The sequence below is a fragment of the Sphingobium sp. genome (genome assembly GCF_003248505.1).
In the GTDB taxonomy this organism is placed as follows: Bacteria; Pseudomonadota; Alphaproteobacteria; order Sphingomonadales; family Sphingomonadaceae; genus Sphingobium.
Map to the genome: position 1 here is coordinate 16,689 of NZ_QFOA01000032.1, position 18,966 is coordinate 35,654.

Consider the following 18,966-nt stretch of genomic DNA (forward strand, 5'->3'; position numbering starts at 1 on the left):
ACGCCTGCGCGGGTGCGCTGTTTTTTGAAGATGTGATTTTTGTGGAAGGAAATGGGCCATGCTGCCCACGGTAGCGATCGTCGGACGCCCCAATGTCGGCAAGTCCACCCTGTCCAACCGCCTCGTCGGCAAGAAGCTGGCACTGGTGGACGACCAGCCCGGCGTCACCCGCGACCGGCGGGAGGGACAGGCGCATCTGCTCGGCCTCGATTTCACCATCATCGACACGGCGGGGTATGAGGATGAAGATCCGCAATCGCTCCCCGGACGGATGCGGATCCAGACCGAGGCGGCAGTCGACAATTGCGACGTCGCGCTCTTCATGATCGATGCGCGCGCGGGCATCACGCCGTTGGACGAGGAAATCGCCCGCTGGCTGCGCGCGAACGACGCGCCGGTGGTGCTGGTGGCGAACAAGGCGGAAGGGAAAGCGGCGGACCCCGGCGTCATGGAATCCTTTGGCCTGGGCTTGGGCGAACCCATTCCCTTTTCCGCCGAACATGGGCAGGGCATGGCCGATCTGTTCCAGGCGCTGCTCCCCCACCTCGAACGCGAGGGGGAGGACGAGCCGGAGGACGAACCGAGCGAGGAGGACATGGAGTCCGCTCCGCTCAAGCTCGCCATCGTGGGCCGTCCCAACGCAGGCAAATCGACGCTCATCAACCGGCTGCTGGGCGAAAACCGCCTGCTGACCGGGCCGGAAGCGGGCATTACCCGCGACAGCATCGCGGTCGATTGGCAATGGGTCAGCCGCGACAACGCGATCCGCGCCGTCCGCCTGATCGACACGGCGGGCATGCGCAAGCGCGCCAAGGTGCAGGACAAGCTGGAAAAGCTGGCGGTCAGCGACGGTCTCAACGCCGTCAACTTCGCCGAAGTCGTCGTGCTGCTGCTCGATTCGACGCGCGGCCTCGAAGCGCAGGACCTTCGCATCGCCGACCGGGTGCTGGAGGAAGGGCGCGCGCTCGTCATCGCACTCAACAAATGGGACACGGTGGAAAACGGATCGGCGCTGTATCAGGGCATCAAGAAAGCGCTGGACGACGGCCTGGCGCAGGTGCGCGGCGTGCCGATCATGACCGTGTCGGCGGCCACCGGTCGGGGCCTGGACGACCTTATCCATGTCGCCTTCGAAACCCGCACCGCCTGGTCGCAGCGTATTTCGACCGGCATCCTCAACCGCTGGTTCGAACGCGCGCTGGAAGCCAACCCGCCGCCCGCCCCCGGCGGCAAGCGTATCAAGCTGCGCTACATCACCCAGAACAAGACGCGCCCGCCCACGTTCGTCCTGTTCGGCACGCGCCTCGACGAACTGCCCGAAAGCTACCGCCGCTATCTGGTGAACGGCATCCGCAAGGAACTGGGCTTCGGCGCGGTGCCCGTACGACTGACGCTGCGTAGCGCCAAGAACCCCTATGGCAACAAGTGACGCCGCGCCGGTCGCCATCGACGCGCGCGGCATGAAATGCCCTTGGCCTGCGCTTCGGGCGGCGCGGGCGATGCGGGAGGGAGCGGCCGCGGTGCTGATCGATGCCGACGATGCCATCGCCCCGGCCGAACTCGCCGCCCTGGCGCAGGCGCATGACTGGACGTTTGCCAAGGCCGGGCCCGACCGCTTCCTCCTTCAAAAGCGGGGATGAAAGCCGTTACCATCCTGTGTCCCCCGCGTTTCTTTAACTCCCTGTTTACGCGCCGATCATAAAAACGCTCGGTCGAAGGCAAAGGAGCGTGAAGGTGTCCCACCAAGATACCGAACTGATCAACGTCGCGCATCTCGCCCGCTCGCGGGCGGAGCTGGGCGGCGCGTTCCTGCGAATCCTCGGCTATTTCCGGGAAGACGGGGTCAAATCGATCCGGGCGGTGGAAGAGGCGTTCCGAGCCCGAAACGCCGCCGCGCTCGTCAGCCCCGCGCATACGCTCAAGGGCGAATCCGCGCAGTTCGGAGCGTACCGCCTCAGCGCCATGGCCGAACATATCGAAATGACCGCGCGCCGCTGCGTTGAGGCGCGGCAGGGACCTGAGGAACTGATCGAAACCGTCGTCGCCCTGCGCCCCTGTTTTACCGAAACGATGGCTTTGCTCGACCGCGATGCCGGTCCGGTCGTCATGCGCCGCCCCGGCACCTTCGGTCGCCGCGTCGACACGCCGGCGGCAGGATTCGGGCGCGCGGGCTGACCTCCCAAGTCTTGAAATAAAACCGATCATGCCCCCATATGGCGGGCATGACACGCTTTTCCGTCCTCGATCTCGCCCCTGTTCGCGAAGGCGACAGCGTCGCGTCCGCGCTCGCCGCCACGGCGGACCTTGCCGCCCATGCCGAAAGCCTTGGCTATCGCCGCTTCTGGGTGGCGGAACATCACGGCATGGCGGGGATCGCGTCGGCGGCGACGGCGGTCGTGCTCGCGCATATCGGCCATGCCACCTCCACCATCCGTATCGGCGCGGGCGGGATCATGCTGCCCAACCACGCCCCGTTGGTGATCGCCGAACAGTTCGGGACGCTGGAAGCGCTGTTCCCGGGTCGCGTCGATCTGGGCCTCGGTCGCGCACCGGGATCGGACCAGCGCGTCGCGCAGGCGATCCGCCGCAACCTCGCGGGCGGGGCGGATCAGTTCCCCCGCGACGTGATGGAGCTTCAGGCTTTCCTGGCCGGTGACGAACGCCTCGGCATTCAGGCGACGCCGGGCGCTGGCGCGAACGTGCCGCTCTGGATTCTCGGCTCCAGCCTGTTCGGCGCACAGCTCGCAGCGGCGCTCGGCCTGCCCTACGCCTTCGCGTCGCACTTCGCGCCCGCCGCGCTGGACGAAGCGCTCGCGGTCTACCGCCGCGATTTCCGTCCTTCGGCACAGCTGAAGCAACCCTATGCGATGGCCGGGTTCAACGTGCTCGCCGCCGATACGGAAGAGGAAGCGCAACTGATCGCCACGTCGATGCAGCAGTCCTTCGTGCGCCTGCGCTATGGCGAGCCGGGCAAGCTCCAGCCGCCCGTTCCCGGCTATTACGAGGATCTGCCCGATAACGCCAAGGCGATGCTGGCAAAAGTGCTCAGCATCTCCGCCATCGGCACGCAAGCCGATGTGGAGCGCGGGCTTGCCGCCTTCCTCCGTCGTACGCAGGTGGACGAAGTGATGTTGACCGGCCAGATCTACGATCACGAAGCACGCAAGCGCAGCTTCACCATCGCGATGGCGGCGGCTCAGGCCATGGCGGTTCGCGAAGCGGCCTGACGCCGACCGGAGAGCCGCCCGCCGCTCAGCATCCGGGCGGCGGCGGGCGCGACCCGCTGCAACGCGTTGGCGACCAGCACCACCACCGCCAGCACGATAAAAGGCTGCGCGATCAGGTAGAGCGGATAGAGCGGTTCGCCCATTCGTCCCGACAGCTTTCCGATCAACGGTCCACCCAGCCAGATGAGGATGAGGTGGGCGCAGAACAGGAAAAAGGCATAGGGTTCGATCCGTAGCAAGGCCGGGCGCACCCCGCTCCCCGCCAGGGCCCAGGCGATGCGCCAGAAGGCGAGCGCCGCACTCACCCGAACCGCGAGATCCAGCGCCGCCTGGCTGCTACGCAGGCCCGTGTCGCCGATGGCGATGGCGCGATAGAGTTGCGCGCCCATCAGCAGCAGGAAGGGCAGCATTGCTGGCAACAGCGGAAACGCCGCCACCCGCTCCGCCCAGCCCCACCGACGCGCGACGATGCCGGTCGTAAAGAAGAACAGAATAGACGCCCGCATCAGCACCGGCGGACCCAGACCCGCGATGTGGCACAGCCCCGCTGCCGCCACGATCGGCGCCAGTGCCCATGTCGGCAGGCGGATCAGGAACGGCGCTGCGACCATGCACAGGAACAGGTCGCGCAGGAAAGGCATCTGCACGTTGATATCGGGATTGCGGCTGACGATCAGCACCTCCTGCGCCACCCAACCCACCGACTTGGGGGTCGGCGCCTGCAATCCGGCCAGCAGCGCCGCGCCGCCCACCGCCACGATGGCGATGATGTTCCACAGGATCATGGGCAGCAATATGGTGCGTGCCTTGCGCCGGACATGCGCGCCCCAATCCAGCGTCGTGCGCGATCCCGCGACCAGCCAGCCGGATATGAGCCCGAGCAGAGGCACCGCGCTGCGCCCGAACACTTCCATCAGGACCCAGCGCAGATTATCCTGCGCGCTGCCCCGCAATTCCGCCAGCGCCCCGCCGCCGATGCCGGTCCAGGCATGGACGTAGACCACGCCCAATATGCATATGACGCGCGCGACGGCGATCGCGTCGGATCGGCGCGCACTGTCGAGGGAAGACGAAGCCGACAATATCAAATCCCGATTGTTACGCCTGAACAATGCCTTCGCCCTCGCCCTGTTCCTTCGCGGACGCGATTGCGTCCGAAATGGACGACCGATCACCTCGCCTTAACTCTCGCGGGCGCAGCAAAAACGCCCGTATTCCGCCATAAAGCCGTTCTTTACTTTCGCTCGCTATAGACGGTCGCCTGTGCCGGATGCGGGTCCGGCCGCTTGGGGAAGATGAAGCCATGACCCACATGCCGGGGGCGGATCAATTTTCGGCGATGCTATCGACACATGCCAGCGCACATGAGGCGATGGGCATGCTGTTCCAGATCGCCGGGTCGAGTTCGAAAGCATTGTTCGACGCGCAGCAGATCGCCCTGTTGGGTCAGGACCCCGATCCCTGCATCGCCATGGCGGGCCAGGTGGGCAGCCAGATCAAGATGCGGGTGGGCGGTGCCTGGCTGATCGCCAGCGTCCGGGCGCTGGTGCTGGACCAGGCGAGCCAGGGCATCGTCGCCGACATCGATTTTCTGGGCGAGGGCGATGAGGAAGCGCTGACGGGGCGCATCCACCGTTTTCGCCGCGGCGTCACCCGCTATCCGACGCCGGGCACCGACATCTTTCCGGTATCGGGCTCGGACATGCAGCAGATCTACGCCGCCGACGACCGCGCCCATATCGAGATCGGCACCGTCTATCCGACCAGCGACACGCGCGCCGCGCTTTATGTCGATTCCATGCTCGGCAAGCATTTCGCGCTGCTGGGATCGACGGGCACCGGCAAATCGACCAGCGCCGCGCTCGTCCTCCACCGCATCTGCGACCTGTCGCCGCAGGGGCATATCGTGATGATCGACCCGCATGGCGAATATGGCGCTGCCTTCGCCGCGAACGGCGCGGTGTACGACATCAACAACCTCGCCCTCCCCTATTGGCTGATGAATTTCGAGGAACATTGCGAAGTGTTCGTCACGTCGTCGGGATCGGAACGCACGATCGACTGCGACATCCTCGCCAAATGCCTGCTGGCCGCGCGGTCCAAGAACCGGTTGGCCGAAACCATCGGGCGGCTGACGGTGGATTCGCCCGTGCCCTATCTTCTGTCCGACCTCACCACGATCCTGTCGAACGAGATGGGCAAGCTCGACAAGGGCACCGGCACCCTGCCCTATATGCGCCTGCGGACCAAGATCGACGAGATCAAGGCCGACCCGCGCTACGCCTTCATGTTTTCCGGGATGCTGGTCGCCGACACGATGCAGCAGTTCATCGCCAAGATTTTCCGCCTGCCTGCAGACGGCAAGCCGATCTCGATCATCGACGTGTCGGCGATGCCGTCCGACATCACCTCGACCGTGGTGTCGGTGCTGTCGCGCCTCGTCTTCGACTATGCGATCTGGGCGCGGGACGAACCGCAGCGCCCCATCCTCCTCGTCTGCGAGGAAGCGCATCGCTACATCCCCAACTCCACCACCGGCGGCGGGCAGGCAGTACGCCGCATCCTGGAACGGATCGCGAAGGAAGGGCGCAAATATGGCGTATCGCTGGGCCTCATCACCCAGCGCCCGTCGGACCTTGCCGAAGGCGTACTGTCGCAATGCGGCACGATCATTTCCATGCGCCTCAACAACGACCGCGACCAGGCGTTCGTGAAGGCAGCCATGCCCGAAGGCGCACGCGGCTTCCTCGATTCGATCCCCGCGCTGCGCAACCGGGAAGCGATCGTCTGCGGCGAAGGCGTCGCGGTGCCGATCCGCGTCGCCTTCGACGATCTGGAGGCACAGCGCCGCCCGGCATCGGGCGACCCCAGCTTCACGCAGCTCTGGCGGCAGAGCGGGCAGGAAGCCGACATTCTCGACCGCACGATCACGCGCTGGCGCAGCCAGGGCCGCTGAACCGCGCGCCTACCCCACAGGGGCGATACGCCCGGCGGGCTCCGCGTCGCTGTTTACGGTTTCGCGGCATTCCTCTTCGTGCACCGGCGTCATCAGCCGCGCCTTGCGCCAGCCGCCATGCAGATAGACCGCGCCCGCCAGCGCCAGCGACATCGCCGACCCCGCCGGAAAACTCAGCCACAAGGCATCCGCTCCCAGCGACGGATAGGTCAGGTGATAAAAGCCCAGCCGCACGCCGAACAGCGTGAAGACAAGGATCAGCAGCGGTTTCACCACCACTCCGTTGGCGCGCATCACGCCGAACAGGATCATCGTGCATCCAAACAGCAGGAAGCTCCATGACGCCAGCATCTGCATGTTCCACGCTACGTCGATCGCGGCGCGGTTGCTGCCCAGGAACAGCGCCAGCAGCGCTTCGTGGAACAGCAGGATGACGCCGATCATCGTGCCCGTGATCGCCAGCTGATATCCAACCCCATAGCCCGTGATCCGCCCGATCCGGTCCCACCGCCCCGCGCCCACATTCTGCGCCGCCATCGCGCTTACCGCCGCGCCCATGGCCATCGCGGGCATCTGGAGATAGGTCCACACCTGCTGCGCCGCGCCATAGGCCGCCGTCACCAGCAGGCCCTCGCGGTTGACGAGGCCGATCATGACGAGGCCGGACGCCGACATCACGATCATCTGCAACCCCATCGGCAGCCCCTTGGCGATCAGCACGCGCAGCTGATCGGGCGCGGGCCAAAGCCACCGCAACTCGCGCCCGCGCAGCCGCAACGGCAAATCCTTGGCATAGATATAGGCGATCACGCCGATCAGGCTGACGAAGCCCGCCGCCGCCGTCGCCGCCGCCGACCCCGCGATGCCGAACGCCGGTACCGGCCCCAGCCCCAGGATCAGCACGGGATTGAGGACGAGGTCGATGGTGACGCTCACGATCATGAAGATGAGCGGCGTGCGCGCATCGCCCGACCCGCGCAGCCCCATCATGATCATGAGGCCGAGCAGCGACGCGGGCATGGCGATGAAGATCACCCGCAGGTAGATGAGCGCCATGTCATAGGCCTGCGCCGGCGTCGCCAGCAGCCGCAGCAGCGCGGGCGCGCCGATCCATCCCGCGACCGCGACGCCGATGCCCAGCATCCAGCAAAAGCCGATGGCCGACCCGAAGGCGCGCTTGGCCCCTTCGATGTCCCGTCGCCCGACCGCCTGGCCGATCACCACGGTCGACGCCATGCCGAAACCGAACACGACCGAGAACATGAGGAACATGATGATGTTCGCGTTGGCCGTCGCGGCCAGCGCCTGAGCGCCCAGAAACCGCCCGACCCAGATCGCGTTGATCGATCCGTTGAGGGACTGGAGGATGTTGGACAGCAGGGTCGGGATCGCAAACAGCAGCAGCGCCGACGCGATCGGCGCCTGCGTCAGGTCGCGTCCACCCTGCCCCGGTCCGGCCATCTTCATTTCCCCCCTTTTCCCCGACTGCGGCGTCCTTACCCCAGCCGTTCCAGTGCCGCCTTCAGCCTTTGCGCCTCGGCGCTCTTCTCGCCATGGTCCTCGCGCGCCTTGGCGACGGCTTCGGGCTTGGCCTTTTCGACGAAGGCAGGATTGTTGAGGCGATTGCCAAGGCCGTCACGCTCCTTCTCCGCTGCGGCGAGCGCCTTGGCAAGGCGCGCCTTTTCCGCCGCGATGTCGATCACGCCTTCCAGCGGCAGGATATAGGTCGCCTCGTCGATCACGATCTGCGCCGCGCCGCCCGGCGGCGCATCGCCGAAGCTCAGATTTTCCACCCGCCCCAGCCGCGCCAGCGCCACGCCCTGCCGGTCGAGCCGCCGATGCGTTTCCTCAGACCCGTCGCGAACCACCATGGGCAGCCTGGCGCCCGGCGGCACGTTGAGTTCGGTCCGCGCCGTGCGGATCGCGCCGACCAGCCGGATCAGCCAGTCGATCTCCGCCTGCGCCTCGCTGTCCACCGCCGCCAGCGCCTGCGGCCAGCGCGCGACGATCAGTTCGTTATCGCGCGCACCGGTCAGGCTCCATAACTCTTCGGTTATGAACGGCATGAAGGGGTGCAGCATGACGAGGATCTGGTCGAACGCCCATCCCGCAACGGCGCGTGTCTCGTCGTCCATCGCGCCCTTGGTCAGTTCGATATACCAGTCGCAAAACTGGTCCCAGACGAAATGGTAGATGGCGTTCGCCGCCGCGTCGAAACGCAGTTCCGCCATCGCCACGTCGATCGCCTGCACGCATCCGACCGTTTCCGCGACGATCCAGCGATTGACCGGCAGCGTCGCGTGCGGGGCTTCGTGGGCGGTCGAGGCCGCGACCCCGTTCGCCTGGAGGAAGCGCGCCGCGTTCCACAGTTTCGTGGCGAAGTTGCGATATCCCTCGACCCGTTTCTCGTCCATCTTCACGTCGCGGCCCTGGCTTTCCATCGCCGCCATGAAGAAACGAAGCGCATCCGCGCCATATTTGTCGATCAGGCCCAGCGGATCGACGACATTGCCCTTGGACTTGGACATTTTCTGCCCGTCCGCCGCCCGCACGAGGCCGTGGAGGTAGAGCGTCTTCCACGGAACCTCCTCCATGAACTCCATCCCCATCATCGCCATCCGCGCGTCCCAGAAGAACAGGATGTCGAAGCCGGAAATCAGCAGGTCGCCCGGATAATGGCGCTTGAGAAGGTCCGTTTCCTCCGGCCAGCCCAGCGTCCCGAACGGCCAAAGCGCCGAGGAGAACCAGGTGTCGAGCACGTCGGGATCACGTTCCAGCTTCCTGTTGCCCGCCTGCGCCTGCGCTTGTTCTTCCGTCTCGGCGACGAAGGCGTTCCCATCCTCGTCGAACCAAGCCGGAATGCGATGCCCCCACCAGAGCTGCCGCGACACGCACCAGGGCTGGATATTGTCCATCCAGTTGAAGAAGGTCTTTTCCCACGTCCTGGGCACGATCTCGATCCGCCCGTCGCGCACCGCCTGCGTCGGCGCGACGGCCAGCTTGGCGGCATCGACATACCATTGGTCGGTCAGCCACGGCTCGATCACGACGCCCGACCGGTCGCCATAGGGCGTCTGGATCGTGCGCGGCTCGAAATCGGCGGCGACCTCCTCGCCCTCCTTGGTCTTCGTGACATGGGGCATGAGGAAGCCCAGCGCCTTCATCTCCTCGACCACCGCCTTGCGCGCGTCGAAGCGGTCCAGGCCCAGATAGGCGTCGGGGACCAGCCCGTCTGCGGTCTGCACCACCTTCGCATCGGCGTCGAACATGTTGAGCATCTGCGCAGCGGCGATCCCCGCGCGCTTGCCCACCTCGAAATCGTTGAAGTCGTGGCCCGGCGTGATCTTGACCGCGCCCGATCCCAGTTCGGGGTCGGCATGTTCGTCCGCCACGATCCTGAACCGGCGACCGGTGACCGGCTGGAGAATGTCCTTGCCGATCACGTCCTTGTAGCGCGCATCGTCGGGATGCACCGCCACCGCCATGTCGGCCAGCATCGTTTCGGGCCGCGTCGTCGCGACGACGATATGGTCGCTCCCGTCCGCCAGGGTAACGCCATCGGCCAGTGGATAGCGAAAGCGCCAGAAACCGCCCTGCGTCTCCTTCGTCTCCACCTCCAGGTCGGAAATGGCCGACCGGAAATGCGGGTCCCAGTTCACCAGCCGCTTGTCGCGATAAAGGAGGCCGCGCTTGTGGAGTTCCACGAACACCCTGACGACGGCCTTCGAAAAGCCTTCGTCCATGGTGAAGCGTTCGTTCGCCCAATCCATCGAACAGCCCAGCCGCCGCAGCTGCCGCGTGATCGTGCCGCCGCTTTCCGCCTTCCACTCCCACACCTTGGCGATGAAGTCCTCGCGGCTATGGTCGGTGCGCTTTTCCCCGCGCGCGTTCATCTGCCGCTCGACCACCATCTGCGTGGCGATCCCCGCATGGTCGGTGCCCACGACCCACAGCGCATCCTTGCCGCGTAGCCGCTCGTACCGCACGGCGATGTCCTGCAACGTGTTGTCCAGCGCATGGCCGATATGCAGGCTGCCCGTCACGTTGGGCGGCGGATTGACGATGGTGAAGGGCACGGCATCGGGCCGTTCCGGGCGGAACAGGCCGTTGGCCTCCCAATGCGCATACCAGCGGGCTTCGATATCGGCGGGGTCGAAAGTTTTGGGCAATTCGGTCATGGGAAGCGGCCTTAATCGCCCCGCCGCCTCCATTCCAGCGAAACTATCAGAGGATCCAGCGCCAGATGCCCGCCGCCCACCCGGCAAGCGGCATATGCGCCCATGTCGCTGCCAGCCACAGCACCGCGCCGCCCGCGAGCGTATGCATCCCGAACCGTCCGAACCGCGCACGGCCCGCCGCGATGGCGGCGAAGGGCCAGTAACTCGTCATCCCCTCCCACCGCCGCCACTCCTGCGGCTTCAGCCGCTCCTTCTTGCGGTCCTGCAACGCCGCACCGACCAGCGACAGGATGACGATCGCCACCGCGACGACGATGTTCTTTGCGACCGGGTAGACGAGGATATGCGCTCCGCCCCACAGCGCGAACGCCCACAGCATCGGGTGCCGGGTGATCGCATAGACGCCCTTCGCCTCCGCCGGGACCGCGATCTTGCCCTCAGGATCGGGCAGCGCCGGATTGCCGACCAGCGATCCCATCAGCAGGATGGCGGCGACCAGCATGACGACGCTCGCCACCGCCCACAGCCCGTCGCCCACGGGCCAGGCCATATTCGTTACGATATCGGAACGATAAGCATGGGCCATCCACCCCAGCGTCGCAAACGCCACCAGCGAATAGAGGCCGAGAAACCCCTTCTCCCCCACCCGCGCCACGATCGGCGCGCGCAGGGGATGCGACAGAAGGAAATGCGTCCCCACAAAGGCCGCCGCTGCGATCGACACCATGGACATGGTCATTCTCCCCGACCGGATCGTCGAACCGTCATAGCATGGATCGACTGTCTATTTCGCTGTCTCTTTACCGGTCCACCGGTCCAGCCATCCCAGCGCCTCGCCATACCATTGCAGCGAGTTGAGGGGTTTCAGCACCCAGTGATTCTCGTCGGGGAACACCAGCAGTTTCGAAGGGATGTCCCGCTGCTGAAGCGCGGTGAAGGCGGCAATGCCCTGGGTATAGGGGATGCGGAAGTCCTTCTCTCCCGTGACCACCAGCATCGGCGTCTTCCACTGGGCGACATGGTTCACCGGGTTCCATTTCTCGAACTCCTGCGGCACCGCATAATAGGGGCCGCCATGTTCCCATTCGTCGAACCACAACTCCTCGGTCTCGTAAGCCATGGCGCGCGCGTCGAACACGCCGTCATGCTGGACGATGCATTTGAACCCGTCGGGCCACTGTCCCTCGATCCAGTTCATCATGTAGCCGCCATAGCTCGCGCCCAGGGCACAGGCGTTGGTGGCGTCGACCTGGGCGTCCTTCGCAGCGGCGGCGGCAAGGCCCAGCTTCAGGTCTTCCAGCGGCTTGCCGCCCCAATCCTTGTTGATGCTGTCGGTGAAGGCCTGCCCATATCCCGTCGACCCGTGGAAATCGACGATCACGGCGGCGTAGCCATGCGCAGCGAACGCCTTGGGGTTCCAGCGGTAGGACCATGAATCGTTGAAGCTGCCCTGCGGCCCGCCATGGACGAGGAAGGCCACCGGCAGCCTGGGCGCGGGGCCGCTGGCCGCGGGGTTCAGCGGCTTGACGATCTGCCCCCAGACCGTATCGCCGTTCGCGCCCTTGAAGCTGAACCGTTCGACCGACACGTCATCGACGCCGTCCAGCTTGTCCGCATTGACGCTGGTCAGGCGCACGGGCTTTGCTCCCCGTCCCTTGCCGCCGGGCATCTTCCAGAAATCGGCGGGCGACTGGATCGAATCCATCGCGTAGACGAACCCCCCGCCGGGCAACGGCACCACGCTGCCCGCATGGCCCTTCCCGGTCAGGCGCGCGACCTTGCCCGATGCCGCGTCCACCCGGAACACGGGATTGTCGAGCACGTCGTTGGCAGTCACCAGCAGCCCCTTGCCGCTCGCCTCCCAAGCGATCGATGCGACCGACCGGTCCCATCCCTCGGTCAGCGCCTTCGTCTCGCCGGTGGCGATGTTGCGCAGCATCAACACCAGCCGATCCGCTTCGTAGCCCGGTCGCTTCATCGCCGCATAGGCGAGCCACTTCCCGTCCGGCGACACCGCCGGCATCGTATCGGTCGCGTCATTGGCGTCGGTCAGGTTGACCGGCGCGGCGCTGCCGTCCGCAGGCACCGAAAAGATATCGAGGTTGGTCGAGCGCGGCTCTATCCGTCCCGCTTCGCGCAAGGTGAAGAAGATCGTCCGGCCATCCTTGCTCCATGCGAGTTCCTCCGCCCCGCCGTAGGGCTTCGAGGGCGCATCGCCGACAAGATCGCCCATCACCGACACCGCAGGGCCACCCGACAGCGGCATGACGAAGATCTGCGATCGCTGGCCATCCGCCCATGTGTCCCAATGGCGCACGAACAGCTTGTCATAGACCCGGCCCGAGCCTGCGTCCTTGCCTGCTTCGGGTTTTACGTCATCGATCGTCTTCGCCCCGACCGGTCGGTCAGCCCACAGCGCGACCTTGCTGCCATCCGGGCTGAGGAGGAAGCCGGAAATGCCGCCCGGCGCCTTGCTCACCTGAACCGGTGCCCCGCCCGCCAGCGCGACCCGCCAAAGCTGGTCGTCCCCGCTCGCATTCGACTGATAGTAAAGGCTCGATCCATCGGGGGAAAAGATCGGCGCGGCTTCGTTCTTGTCGGGCGCGGAGGCGATCAGGCGCGGCGTCTGCCCCGCCCGGCTGATGTCGAGCAGATAAAGGTCGGTTCGTCCCCGGTTGGCGGCGAGATCGGTCGTGCGCTGCTGGTAGGCGAGCCATTTGCCGTCGGCTGAGACGGCGGGCGCGGACACGCGGTTAAGGCTCACCATGTCGGCGGGCGTGAACGGACGGGCCAGCGCGGGCGCGGCGTTCAGCGCCAGCGCGGCCACGGCTGCGAAAAGATATGCTTTCATGAACGTCACCCTTGCATCGGACGGCGACCCCCTTGGCACGGAACGTACCTTGAAGCGGATCGTCGGAATGCGTCGGGTCTAGGCCGCGAAAACGACCTTGCGCAAGCGCCGCTTAGCGGCCGCCGGTGATGCGGGCGATTTCCTTTGCCACCATCTCTTCGACCAGCGCCGGGAGCCGCGCGTCCAGCCAGTCCTTGAGCATGGGCTTGAGCATCGCGCGCACCAGCCCTTCGAGCGTGTTGTCCTGCCCCGCTGCCGGTGCGACCAGCATGGATGACAGCGCAGACAGGGAATGCCGCGCGGCGACTTCGCTTTCGACGGACAGGATCGAATCCTCCGAAGCCCCGGCGTCTTGAACGGCAGCAGCCTTGGGCACGGCTTTGGAAGCGGGCATCGGGTCCTCCGCGATCTCGTCGGTCAGTTCCAGCACTTCGTCCGGCTCGGCAGGCGATGATGCGGGCGCGGAAGCGGCGGATTGGGCAGCCGATTGAGCGGCGGCCTTGTCCGCGCGCGAACGACGCGGGCTCGCGGCCTGCACCGCCTCCTCACCTTCCTCGGCGATGATACGCTTGATGGACGAGAGGATCTCTTCCATCGAGGGTTCCTTGGTCATGTCACCCATGGATAGTCCCCGTCCAAAAATCATGCGCGCCCTTCCGCTTTACTCGACAATCATGTTCGCGGGTTAACAGGCGGTTAAGGCTGTAGCGTCGATGCCATAGGGACATTGGCATTTTGTACGGGCGTGTCAACGGTGCGCGTCGCCACGGGCCTGGGCGCAGGATCGAAATCCCAATCGAACCACTTGCCCTTGACCCGCTTGTAATTGACCATCGGGTCGTAGAGCGCCCCGCCGCCCAGGTTCAGGTCGCCCGCCTGCGCATGGCCCATCGCCGCCAGCAGGCTGAAGCCCGCGACATAGGCATTGCGGCGCGCCGACACCAGTTGCACACGCGAGCGCAGCGCTTCCTGTTCGGCATTGAGGATGTCGAGAATGGTGCGGCTGCCCACCGAATTTTCCGCACGCACGCCTTCCAGCGACAGCGCTGACGCCGACACGGCGTTTTCCGCCGACTTGATCGTCTCCAACGACGCCTGCCAACTGGCGTAGGATGCGCGGGTTTGCGCGATGACGCTGCGTTCCGTACCGATCGCCTGCTCGATCGCCTGCGCTTCGAGCGCTTGGTTCTGCCTCACCTGCGCGGCGGGGCGACCGCCCTGATAAAGCGGGATCGAAATCTGGACACCGGCGGCCGCCTGTTTGTTGATCTGCGGTCCTTCGATCTGGTTGCCGTTGGCGTCCTGCGCCGTGCTGTTGAGCGAATGGAGATAGTTAGTGTAGCCCGCCTGCGTGAAAGCCGACACCTGCGGCAGCACCGAACCCTTGGCCGCCTTCACGTCATAGGCGCGCGCCTCGCGCAGCTTGTTCGCGGCCAGGATGTCGGGATTGTCACGCAGCGCCACCTGCACTGCGGCGTCGGGGTCGGCCGGCAGGCCGGGCAGTTGCGGCGGCGGTTCCAGATTGTCGGGCGCTTCGCCTACCAGCGCTATATAATTTTCCTTGCTGGTGATAAGGTTGGCTTCGGCGGTCTGGAGGTCCGAACGCGCCAGCGCCAGGCGCGACTGCGACTGCGCCACGTCGGTGCGCGTCACGTCGCCGACCTCGAACCGGTCGTTCGTCGCCTGAAGATTGACCTCCAGCACTCGCACGTTCGCGCGATTGAGCGACGCGATCGCAGTGTCGCGGATTACGTCCATATAGGCCGCAACCGTCTGCGAAAAGATAGTAAGCTCAGTCCCGCGCAGTTGCGCCTGCCCCGCGTCGACGCGGGTTTCGGCGGCCTTGACGCCGTTTCGCACCTGCCCCCCGGCATAGATTGGGACGGACAACTGCGTCTGGGCATTCACCGTCCGTTGCGGCGCGGTAAAGCTGATCGTGGGCTTGAGGATGCTTTCGGTGTAACTGCCCGTCACATCGAGAGCGGGGCGACCGCTCGCTTTCTGGATGGCGACGCCCTCGTCGGTGGCACGCTGTCCCGCGCGTGCGCCGGTCAATGTCGGATTGCTGTTGTAAGCCTTCGCCAGCGCCCCTTGCAACGTTTCGGCGCTGACCGGAGCGGTAAGGGCAGATGTCAGCAAAAGCAGGGCGGCAACAGCCCGTCGTCCGCCATATATGTGCTTCGCCTTCATGTGCCCCCGCCTGTTCCTGCCCGTCAGAATGTAAAGGTCTTGGGCGCGCCAAATCCCGGCAGCACGACCATTTCGATATCCGCCAGCCGTGCGAGGCCCAGCACGCCCTCGATCACGCGCCCGCTGCACAGGCGGGTGATACCCCGGTCCACCAGCCCCGTCACAACCCGCGCGCCATCGGCAAGTTGTTCAACGAGCGCGGCGGGCACTTCCTCCACCGCCCCGTCGATGAACAGCAGATCGTATGGCGCACCGGTCACGGCACCCGAAGCCAAAGGCCCTCGCACCAGCGTCGCACCGCTGGCCGCCGTTTCAGGTCCGTCCTCCTCTTCGACGGCGGTCACCACGGCGCCCATACCCGTCAAAAGCGCGGCGGCGTAGCCGGTCGCCGCACCGATCAGCAGCACCTTGTCACCCGCCTGGACGCCCGCTTCCTTGAGCAGCCGCCCGGTCACCAGCGGCGCGTTGAGCGCGCGCCCGTTGCCCAGCGGCACGGGCCTGTCGATATAGGCAGCGGCACGGCGGTCGGCAGGCACGAAATTCTCGCGCGGGACTTCCGCCATCACCGCCACCACGCGCGGATCGTCGACGTCGCTCGTGCGTAACTGGCTTTCGACCATGGCGGCCCGCATCGAAGAGAAATTCTGCTCGGTCACGATAAGTCCTCGCTTGGCACAACTGTATTGACAATGCAATACACTAAGATGATCCCCGGACCTCTAAATCAGCATACCGCCCGCGCCAAGCGGCTTTGCGCCGCGCCACACAAGATTCTTGGCTGTGTCCTGCCCAGCCCGGCTTGACTTTGCCGCCAAACCCGCACATTTGCGGCCACCCACCACATCGAGGCCCGATGGCGGAGTGGTGACGCAGAGGACTGCAAATCCTTGCACGCCGGTTCGATTCCGGCTCGGGCCTCCATTTTTGCTTCTCAGAGGGTCTGAGAGCATCGCATAAGTGGCTGTTTTCTGCCATTTTTTCGTGGTAAAATGTATCCGACAGGTTCGGGCCATTTCACCAAATCTCACCCCAATCATGGAAAATTTGATGGTACGCCCCGCCATAGCGATGGGGAGATACCATCATGTTGGAAGGAAAGCGGCAGAAGTCCGGGCTCACCGCAGCCTTGGTGTCGCGTGCCAAGCCAAAAGACAAGGCCTACAAACTCAGCGACCGCGATGGGCTGTACCTCCAGATCGAACCCAGCGGCTTACGCGTCTGGCGAATGAATTACCGGTTTCTCGGGAAGCAGAGGACCATAACCTTCGGGCGGTGGCCAGAGCTGCTGCTGGGAGAGGCGCGAGAACGTCTGCTCGACGCACGCCGCCTGCTCGCCAAAGGAGTCGATCCCGTCGAGCATGCCAAGTTTGAAAAGATCGAGAAGATGCTCGCGGCGTCGCACACTTTCGAAGCTGTGGCGAAAGAGTGGCTCGAGAAGATAGCCGCCGAAGGTGCCGCAGCCATGACGCTCAAGAAAGCGCGCTGGCTGCTGTCGAAGCTGTATCCCGCGATCGGGAAGCGACCCATCCGCGAAATCTCTGCGCATGAGCTGCTTCTGGCCTTGAAGAAGATCGAGGCCACGAAGCGCTACGACACCGCCAATCGGGCAAGGACCGCATCCAGCCAGGTCTTTCGATATGCGATTGCCACGGCTCGAGCCGAGCGCGATATCGCCTCGGATCTTCGCGGCGCCCTCGTCACCCCTCGAACGACACATCGGGCCGCGATCACCACGCCGATCGAAGCCGGGGCTTTGCTGCGGACCATTGATGAATATGACGGCTATCCGCTTACGCGGACCGCGCTGCGTTTGCTGGCGCATGTTTTCGTGCGGCCCGGCGAATTGCGCTGGGCGGAATGGAGCGAGTTTGACCTCAACAAGCGCGTCTGGACGATCCCCGGTCACAAGATGAAGATGCGCCGGCCCCACGCTGTCCCCCTCACCCGGCAGGTTGTCGCCATACTCGGCGAGATCGAACACGATGCGGGCTACAGCCCTTTTCTTTTCCCCTCCCTTCGTTCGGTGGACCGGCCCATGTCGGACAATACGATCAATGCCGCGCTCCGGCGGCTCGGCTACGGCAAGGACGAAATGACCGGCCATGGATTTCGGGCGCTGGCCGCGACGCTGCTCAACGAAATGGGCTGCTGGAACCCCGATGCGATCGAACGCCAGCTCGCCCATGCGGACGGCAATTCCATCCGCCGCGCTTATGCACGCGGTCAATACTGGGACGAGCGTGTTCGCATGATGCAGCACTGGTCGGATCATCTTGATCAGCTGCGCGGCGGCGCCACCATCCTGCGGCCCAAGTTTGGCCATAGCGGGTCATGAATTTCAGTGGCTGCGTCTATGCGTTTGGAGCCCGATCCGCATTTAACGGTAGAGATGTTAAACTGGCCCTCGATGTTAGAACGGCCCTGGCACCTAAGGCAGTTGCGGCGTCCCAGCCCTGACGGGCTGACCGCGCTCTACTTCCGCTGACGCTCCAGCCGAGCCGCCGTGCGGCGTCTCGTCGGCATAGCCGCAACGATCGCTGACGCGTTCCGCCCCGCCTTGGGCGGTCCGGTCGGGCCGCTCCTGGCATCCCTTCTGCAGTCGCCGCGCAGATGCGCGGCGGCGTTGAGCCTTGACGGCTCCAAGGTGGCGGGGGGCGTCGCTGCCCTGTAGCCCCGCCTTCAGCCGGCGGGGCTGTCGGTTCGCTCCTGCCGCCCCCCGCCACCCTGGCGCCGGTCAATGGCGGTTAAGGAAAGGAGTGAAAAGTCATGGCCGACCGTCAGAGCCTTTATGGCGAGGTTACCGCACGTGTGATCGCCGAGCTGGAAGAAGGACGTCTTCCATGGGTGCAGCCTTGGGACAGCGCCCGGTGTCCTTGCACGATGCCGCATAACGCGGTGTCCGGACGGGTCTATTCCGGGATCAACATCCTGATACTGTGGTGCGAGGCGGTGGAACGCGAGTTTTGCTCCCAGCGCTGGCTGACCTACAAGCAGGCCGAGCAGGCAGGCGGGCATGTCCGGCGCGGCGAGAAAGGCACGGTCATCTGCTATGCCGACCGTTTCACTCCGAAGGACGAGGCGCAAAAGGCAGCAGGTGAGGACCGCGAGGCACGCACGATCGCCTTCCTGAAGCGCTTTACCGTGTTCAATCTCGACCAGATCGAGGGGTTGCCCGAGCAGTATGCAGCTGAGCCGGTCGTGCCCGATCCCGTCATGGCGATTGCGGAGGTGGACAAGCTGATCGCTGCGAGCGGTGCGGACTTCCGGATCGGTGGAAGCGAGGCGTTCTATTCGCCGGGGCAGGACTATGTGCAGGTGCCCCCTCAGTCTGCGTTTCATGAGCCCATAAACTGGTTTCGCACGGCGCTGCACGAAATGGGGCATTGGGTCGGCGGTAAGGGGCGGCTGGAGCGCGACCAGTCCGGGCGGTTCGGCTCGATGGCGTATGCCAAGGAGGAACTTGTCGCCTTATCTGGACAGTCTGCGCCGTCCGCAACATTGCAGTAAGGTCGGCGATGGACGCCCACGGTAGGCAGTAATCAGGCTGGCCGTAGCGCTGACCCA

15 protein-coding genes and 1 tRNA gene are annotated in these 18,966 nt (G+C 65.2%); 8 read left to right on the forward strand and 8 right to left on the reverse strand.

The features are described from left to right. The first annotated feature begins 58 nt into the window (after window positions 1-58). From der to DI606_RS11435, 4 genes are all read left to right on the forward strand, one after another. Window positions 59-1,429 (forward strand): ribosome biogenesis GTPase Der, encoded by a 1,371-nt coding sequence (gene der, locus DI606_RS11420; protein WP_293982925.1) that lies wholly within the window; start codon window positions 59-61, stop codon window positions 1,427-1,429. After that, a complete protein-coding gene (locus DI606_RS11425; RefSeq protein WP_293982928.1) occupies window positions 1,416-1,640 on the forward strand; it encodes a sulfurtransferase TusA family protein in 225 nt (74 codons plus the stop codon). Before der ends, DI606_RS11425 begins: the two co-directional genes overlap by 14 nt. Before the next feature lie 94 nt (window positions 1,641-1,734). Beyond that, window positions 1,735-2,175, forward strand: a complete 441-nt coding sequence (locus DI606_RS11430) for an Hpt domain-containing protein (RefSeq protein WP_293982931.1) — start codon at window positions 1,735-1,737, stop codon at window positions 2,173-2,175. A 47-nt stretch (window positions 2,176-2,222) separates the two neighbouring features. After that, complete coding sequence (locus DI606_RS11435) at window positions 2,223-3,227, forward strand: LLM class flavin-dependent oxidoreductase (protein ID WP_293982933.1); 1,005 nt, start codon at window positions 2,223-2,225, stop codon at window positions 3,225-3,227. Here the strand turns inward: DI606_RS11435 and DI606_RS11440 are convergent. Beyond that, entirely contained in the window at window positions 3,197-4,339 is a 1,143-nt protein-coding gene (locus DI606_RS11440; RefSeq protein WP_293982935.1) for an acyltransferase, read from the reverse strand. The genes DI606_RS11435 and DI606_RS11440 overlap by 31 nt on opposite strands. Before the next feature lie 191 nt (window positions 4,340-4,530). Between DI606_RS11440 and DI606_RS11445 the strand changes: the two genes are divergently transcribed. Next, a complete protein-coding gene (locus DI606_RS11445) occupies window positions 4,531-6,183 on the forward strand; it encodes an ATP-binding protein (protein WP_293982937.1) in 1,653 nt (550 codons plus the stop codon). A gap of 9 nt (window positions 6,184-6,192) precedes the next feature. Here the strand turns inward: DI606_RS11445 and DI606_RS11450 are convergent, their stop codons facing one another. From DI606_RS11450 to DI606_RS11480, 7 genes are all read right to left on the reverse strand, one after another. Continuing rightward, window positions 6,193-7,644: an MATE family efflux transporter gene (locus DI606_RS11450; RefSeq protein WP_293982963.1), complete on the reverse strand. Its 1,452-nt coding sequence runs from the start codon at window positions 7,642-7,644 to the stop codon at window positions 6,193-6,195. 35 nt (window positions 7,645-7,679) lie between these two features. Further along, a complete protein-coding gene (locus tag DI606_RS11455; protein ID WP_293982940.1) occupies window positions 7,680-10,361 on the reverse strand; it encodes a valine--tRNA ligase in 2,682 nt (893 codons plus the stop codon). Window positions 10,362-10,407: 46 nt separating this feature from the next. Beyond that, the gene (locus DI606_RS11460) at window positions 10,408-11,094 is read right to left on the reverse strand and encodes an NnrU family protein (protein WP_293982966.1); all 687 of its coding nucleotides are present in this window, start codon (window positions 11,092-11,094) and stop codon (window positions 10,408-10,410) included. A 51-nt stretch (window positions 11,095-11,145) separates the two neighbouring features. Beyond that, on the reverse strand, window positions 11,146-13,212 hold the full coding sequence (locus DI606_RS11465; RefSeq protein WP_293982943.1) for a S9 family peptidase: 2,067 nt from the start codon (window positions 13,210-13,212) through the stop codon (window positions 11,146-11,148). Window positions 13,213-13,324: 112 nt separating this feature from the next. Then, on the reverse strand, window positions 13,325-13,834 hold the full coding sequence (locus tag DI606_RS11470) for a DUF2497 domain-containing protein (protein WP_293982946.1): 510 nt from the start codon (window positions 13,832-13,834) through the stop codon (window positions 13,325-13,327). Window positions 13,835-13,908: 74 nt separating this feature from the next. Then, entirely contained in the window at window positions 13,909-15,402 is a 1,494-nt protein-coding gene (locus DI606_RS11475) for a TolC family outer membrane protein (protein WP_293982949.1), read from the reverse strand. Window positions 15,403-15,425: 23 nt separating this feature from the next. Next, complete coding sequence (locus tag DI606_RS11480) at window positions 15,426-16,058, reverse strand: protein-L-isoaspartate O-methyltransferase (RefSeq protein ID WP_293982952.1); 633 nt, start codon at window positions 16,056-16,058, stop codon at window positions 15,426-15,428. A 191-nt stretch (window positions 16,059-16,249) separates the two neighbouring features. On the opposite strand from DI606_RS11480, the gene DI606_RS11485 reads away from it, so the two are divergent. From DI606_RS11485 to DI606_RS11495, 3 genes are all read left to right on the forward strand, one after another. Next, a tRNA-Cys gene (locus DI606_RS11485) sits at window positions 16,250-16,323 on the forward strand. A 163-nt stretch (window positions 16,324-16,486) separates the two neighbouring features. Next, complete coding sequence (locus DI606_RS11490) at window positions 16,487-17,737, forward strand: integrase arm-type DNA-binding domain-containing protein (protein ID WP_293982955.1); 1,251 nt, start codon at window positions 16,487-16,489, stop codon at window positions 17,735-17,737. A gap of 431 nt (window positions 17,738-18,168) precedes the next feature. Then, window positions 18,169-18,909 carry an ArdC family protein gene (locus tag DI606_RS11495; protein WP_293982958.1) on the forward strand — a complete coding sequence of 247 codons (741 nt, stop codon included), beginning with the start codon at window positions 18,169-18,171 and terminating at the stop codon, window positions 18,907-18,909. Window positions 18,910-18,966 lie beyond the last annotated feature (57 nt).

Coding starts and splice junctions, on each gene's coding strand:
- der (WP_293982925.1), top strand. CDS start 59: ATGCTGCCCACGGTAGCGATCGTCGGACGCCCCAATGTCGGCAAGTCC.
- DI606_RS11425 (WP_293982928.1), top strand. CDS start 1,416: ATGGCAACAAGTGACGCCGCGCCGGTCGCCATCGACGCGCGCGGCATG.
- DI606_RS11435 (WP_293982933.1), top strand. CDS start 2,223: ATGACACGCTTTTCCGTCCTCGATCTCGCCCCTGTTCGCGAAGGCGAC.
- DI606_RS11445 (WP_293982937.1), top strand. CDS start 4,531: ATGACCCACATGCCGGGGGCGGATCAATTTTCGGCGATGCTATCGACA.
- DI606_RS11450 (WP_293982963.1), bottom strand. CDS start 7,644: ATGGCCGGACCGGGGCAGGGTGGACGCGACCTGACGCAGGCGCCGATC.
- DI606_RS11455 (WP_293982940.1), bottom strand. CDS start 10,361: ATGACCGAATTGCCCAAAACTTTCGACCCCGCCGATATCGAAGCCCGC.
- DI606_RS11460 (WP_293982966.1), bottom strand. CDS start 11,094: ATGTCCATGGTGTCGATCGCAGCGGCGGCCTTTGTGGGGACGCATTTC.
- DI606_RS11465 (WP_293982943.1), bottom strand. CDS start 13,212: ATGAAAGCATATCTTTTCGCAGCCGTGGCCGCGCTGGCGCTGAACGCC.
- DI606_RS11470 (WP_293982946.1), bottom strand. CDS start 13,834: ATGGGTGACATGACCAAGGAACCCTCGATGGAAGAGATCCTCTCGTCC.
- DI606_RS11475 (WP_293982949.1), bottom strand. CDS start 15,402: ATGAAGGCGAAGCACATATATGGCGGACGACGGGCTGTTGCCGCCCTG.
- DI606_RS11490 (WP_293982955.1), top strand. CDS start 16,487: ATGTTGGAAGGAAAGCGGCAGAAGTCCGGGCTCACCGCAGCCTTGGTG.
- DI606_RS11495 (WP_293982958.1), top strand. CDS start 18,169: ATGGCCGACCGTCAGAGCCTTTATGGCGAGGTTACCGCACGTGTGATC.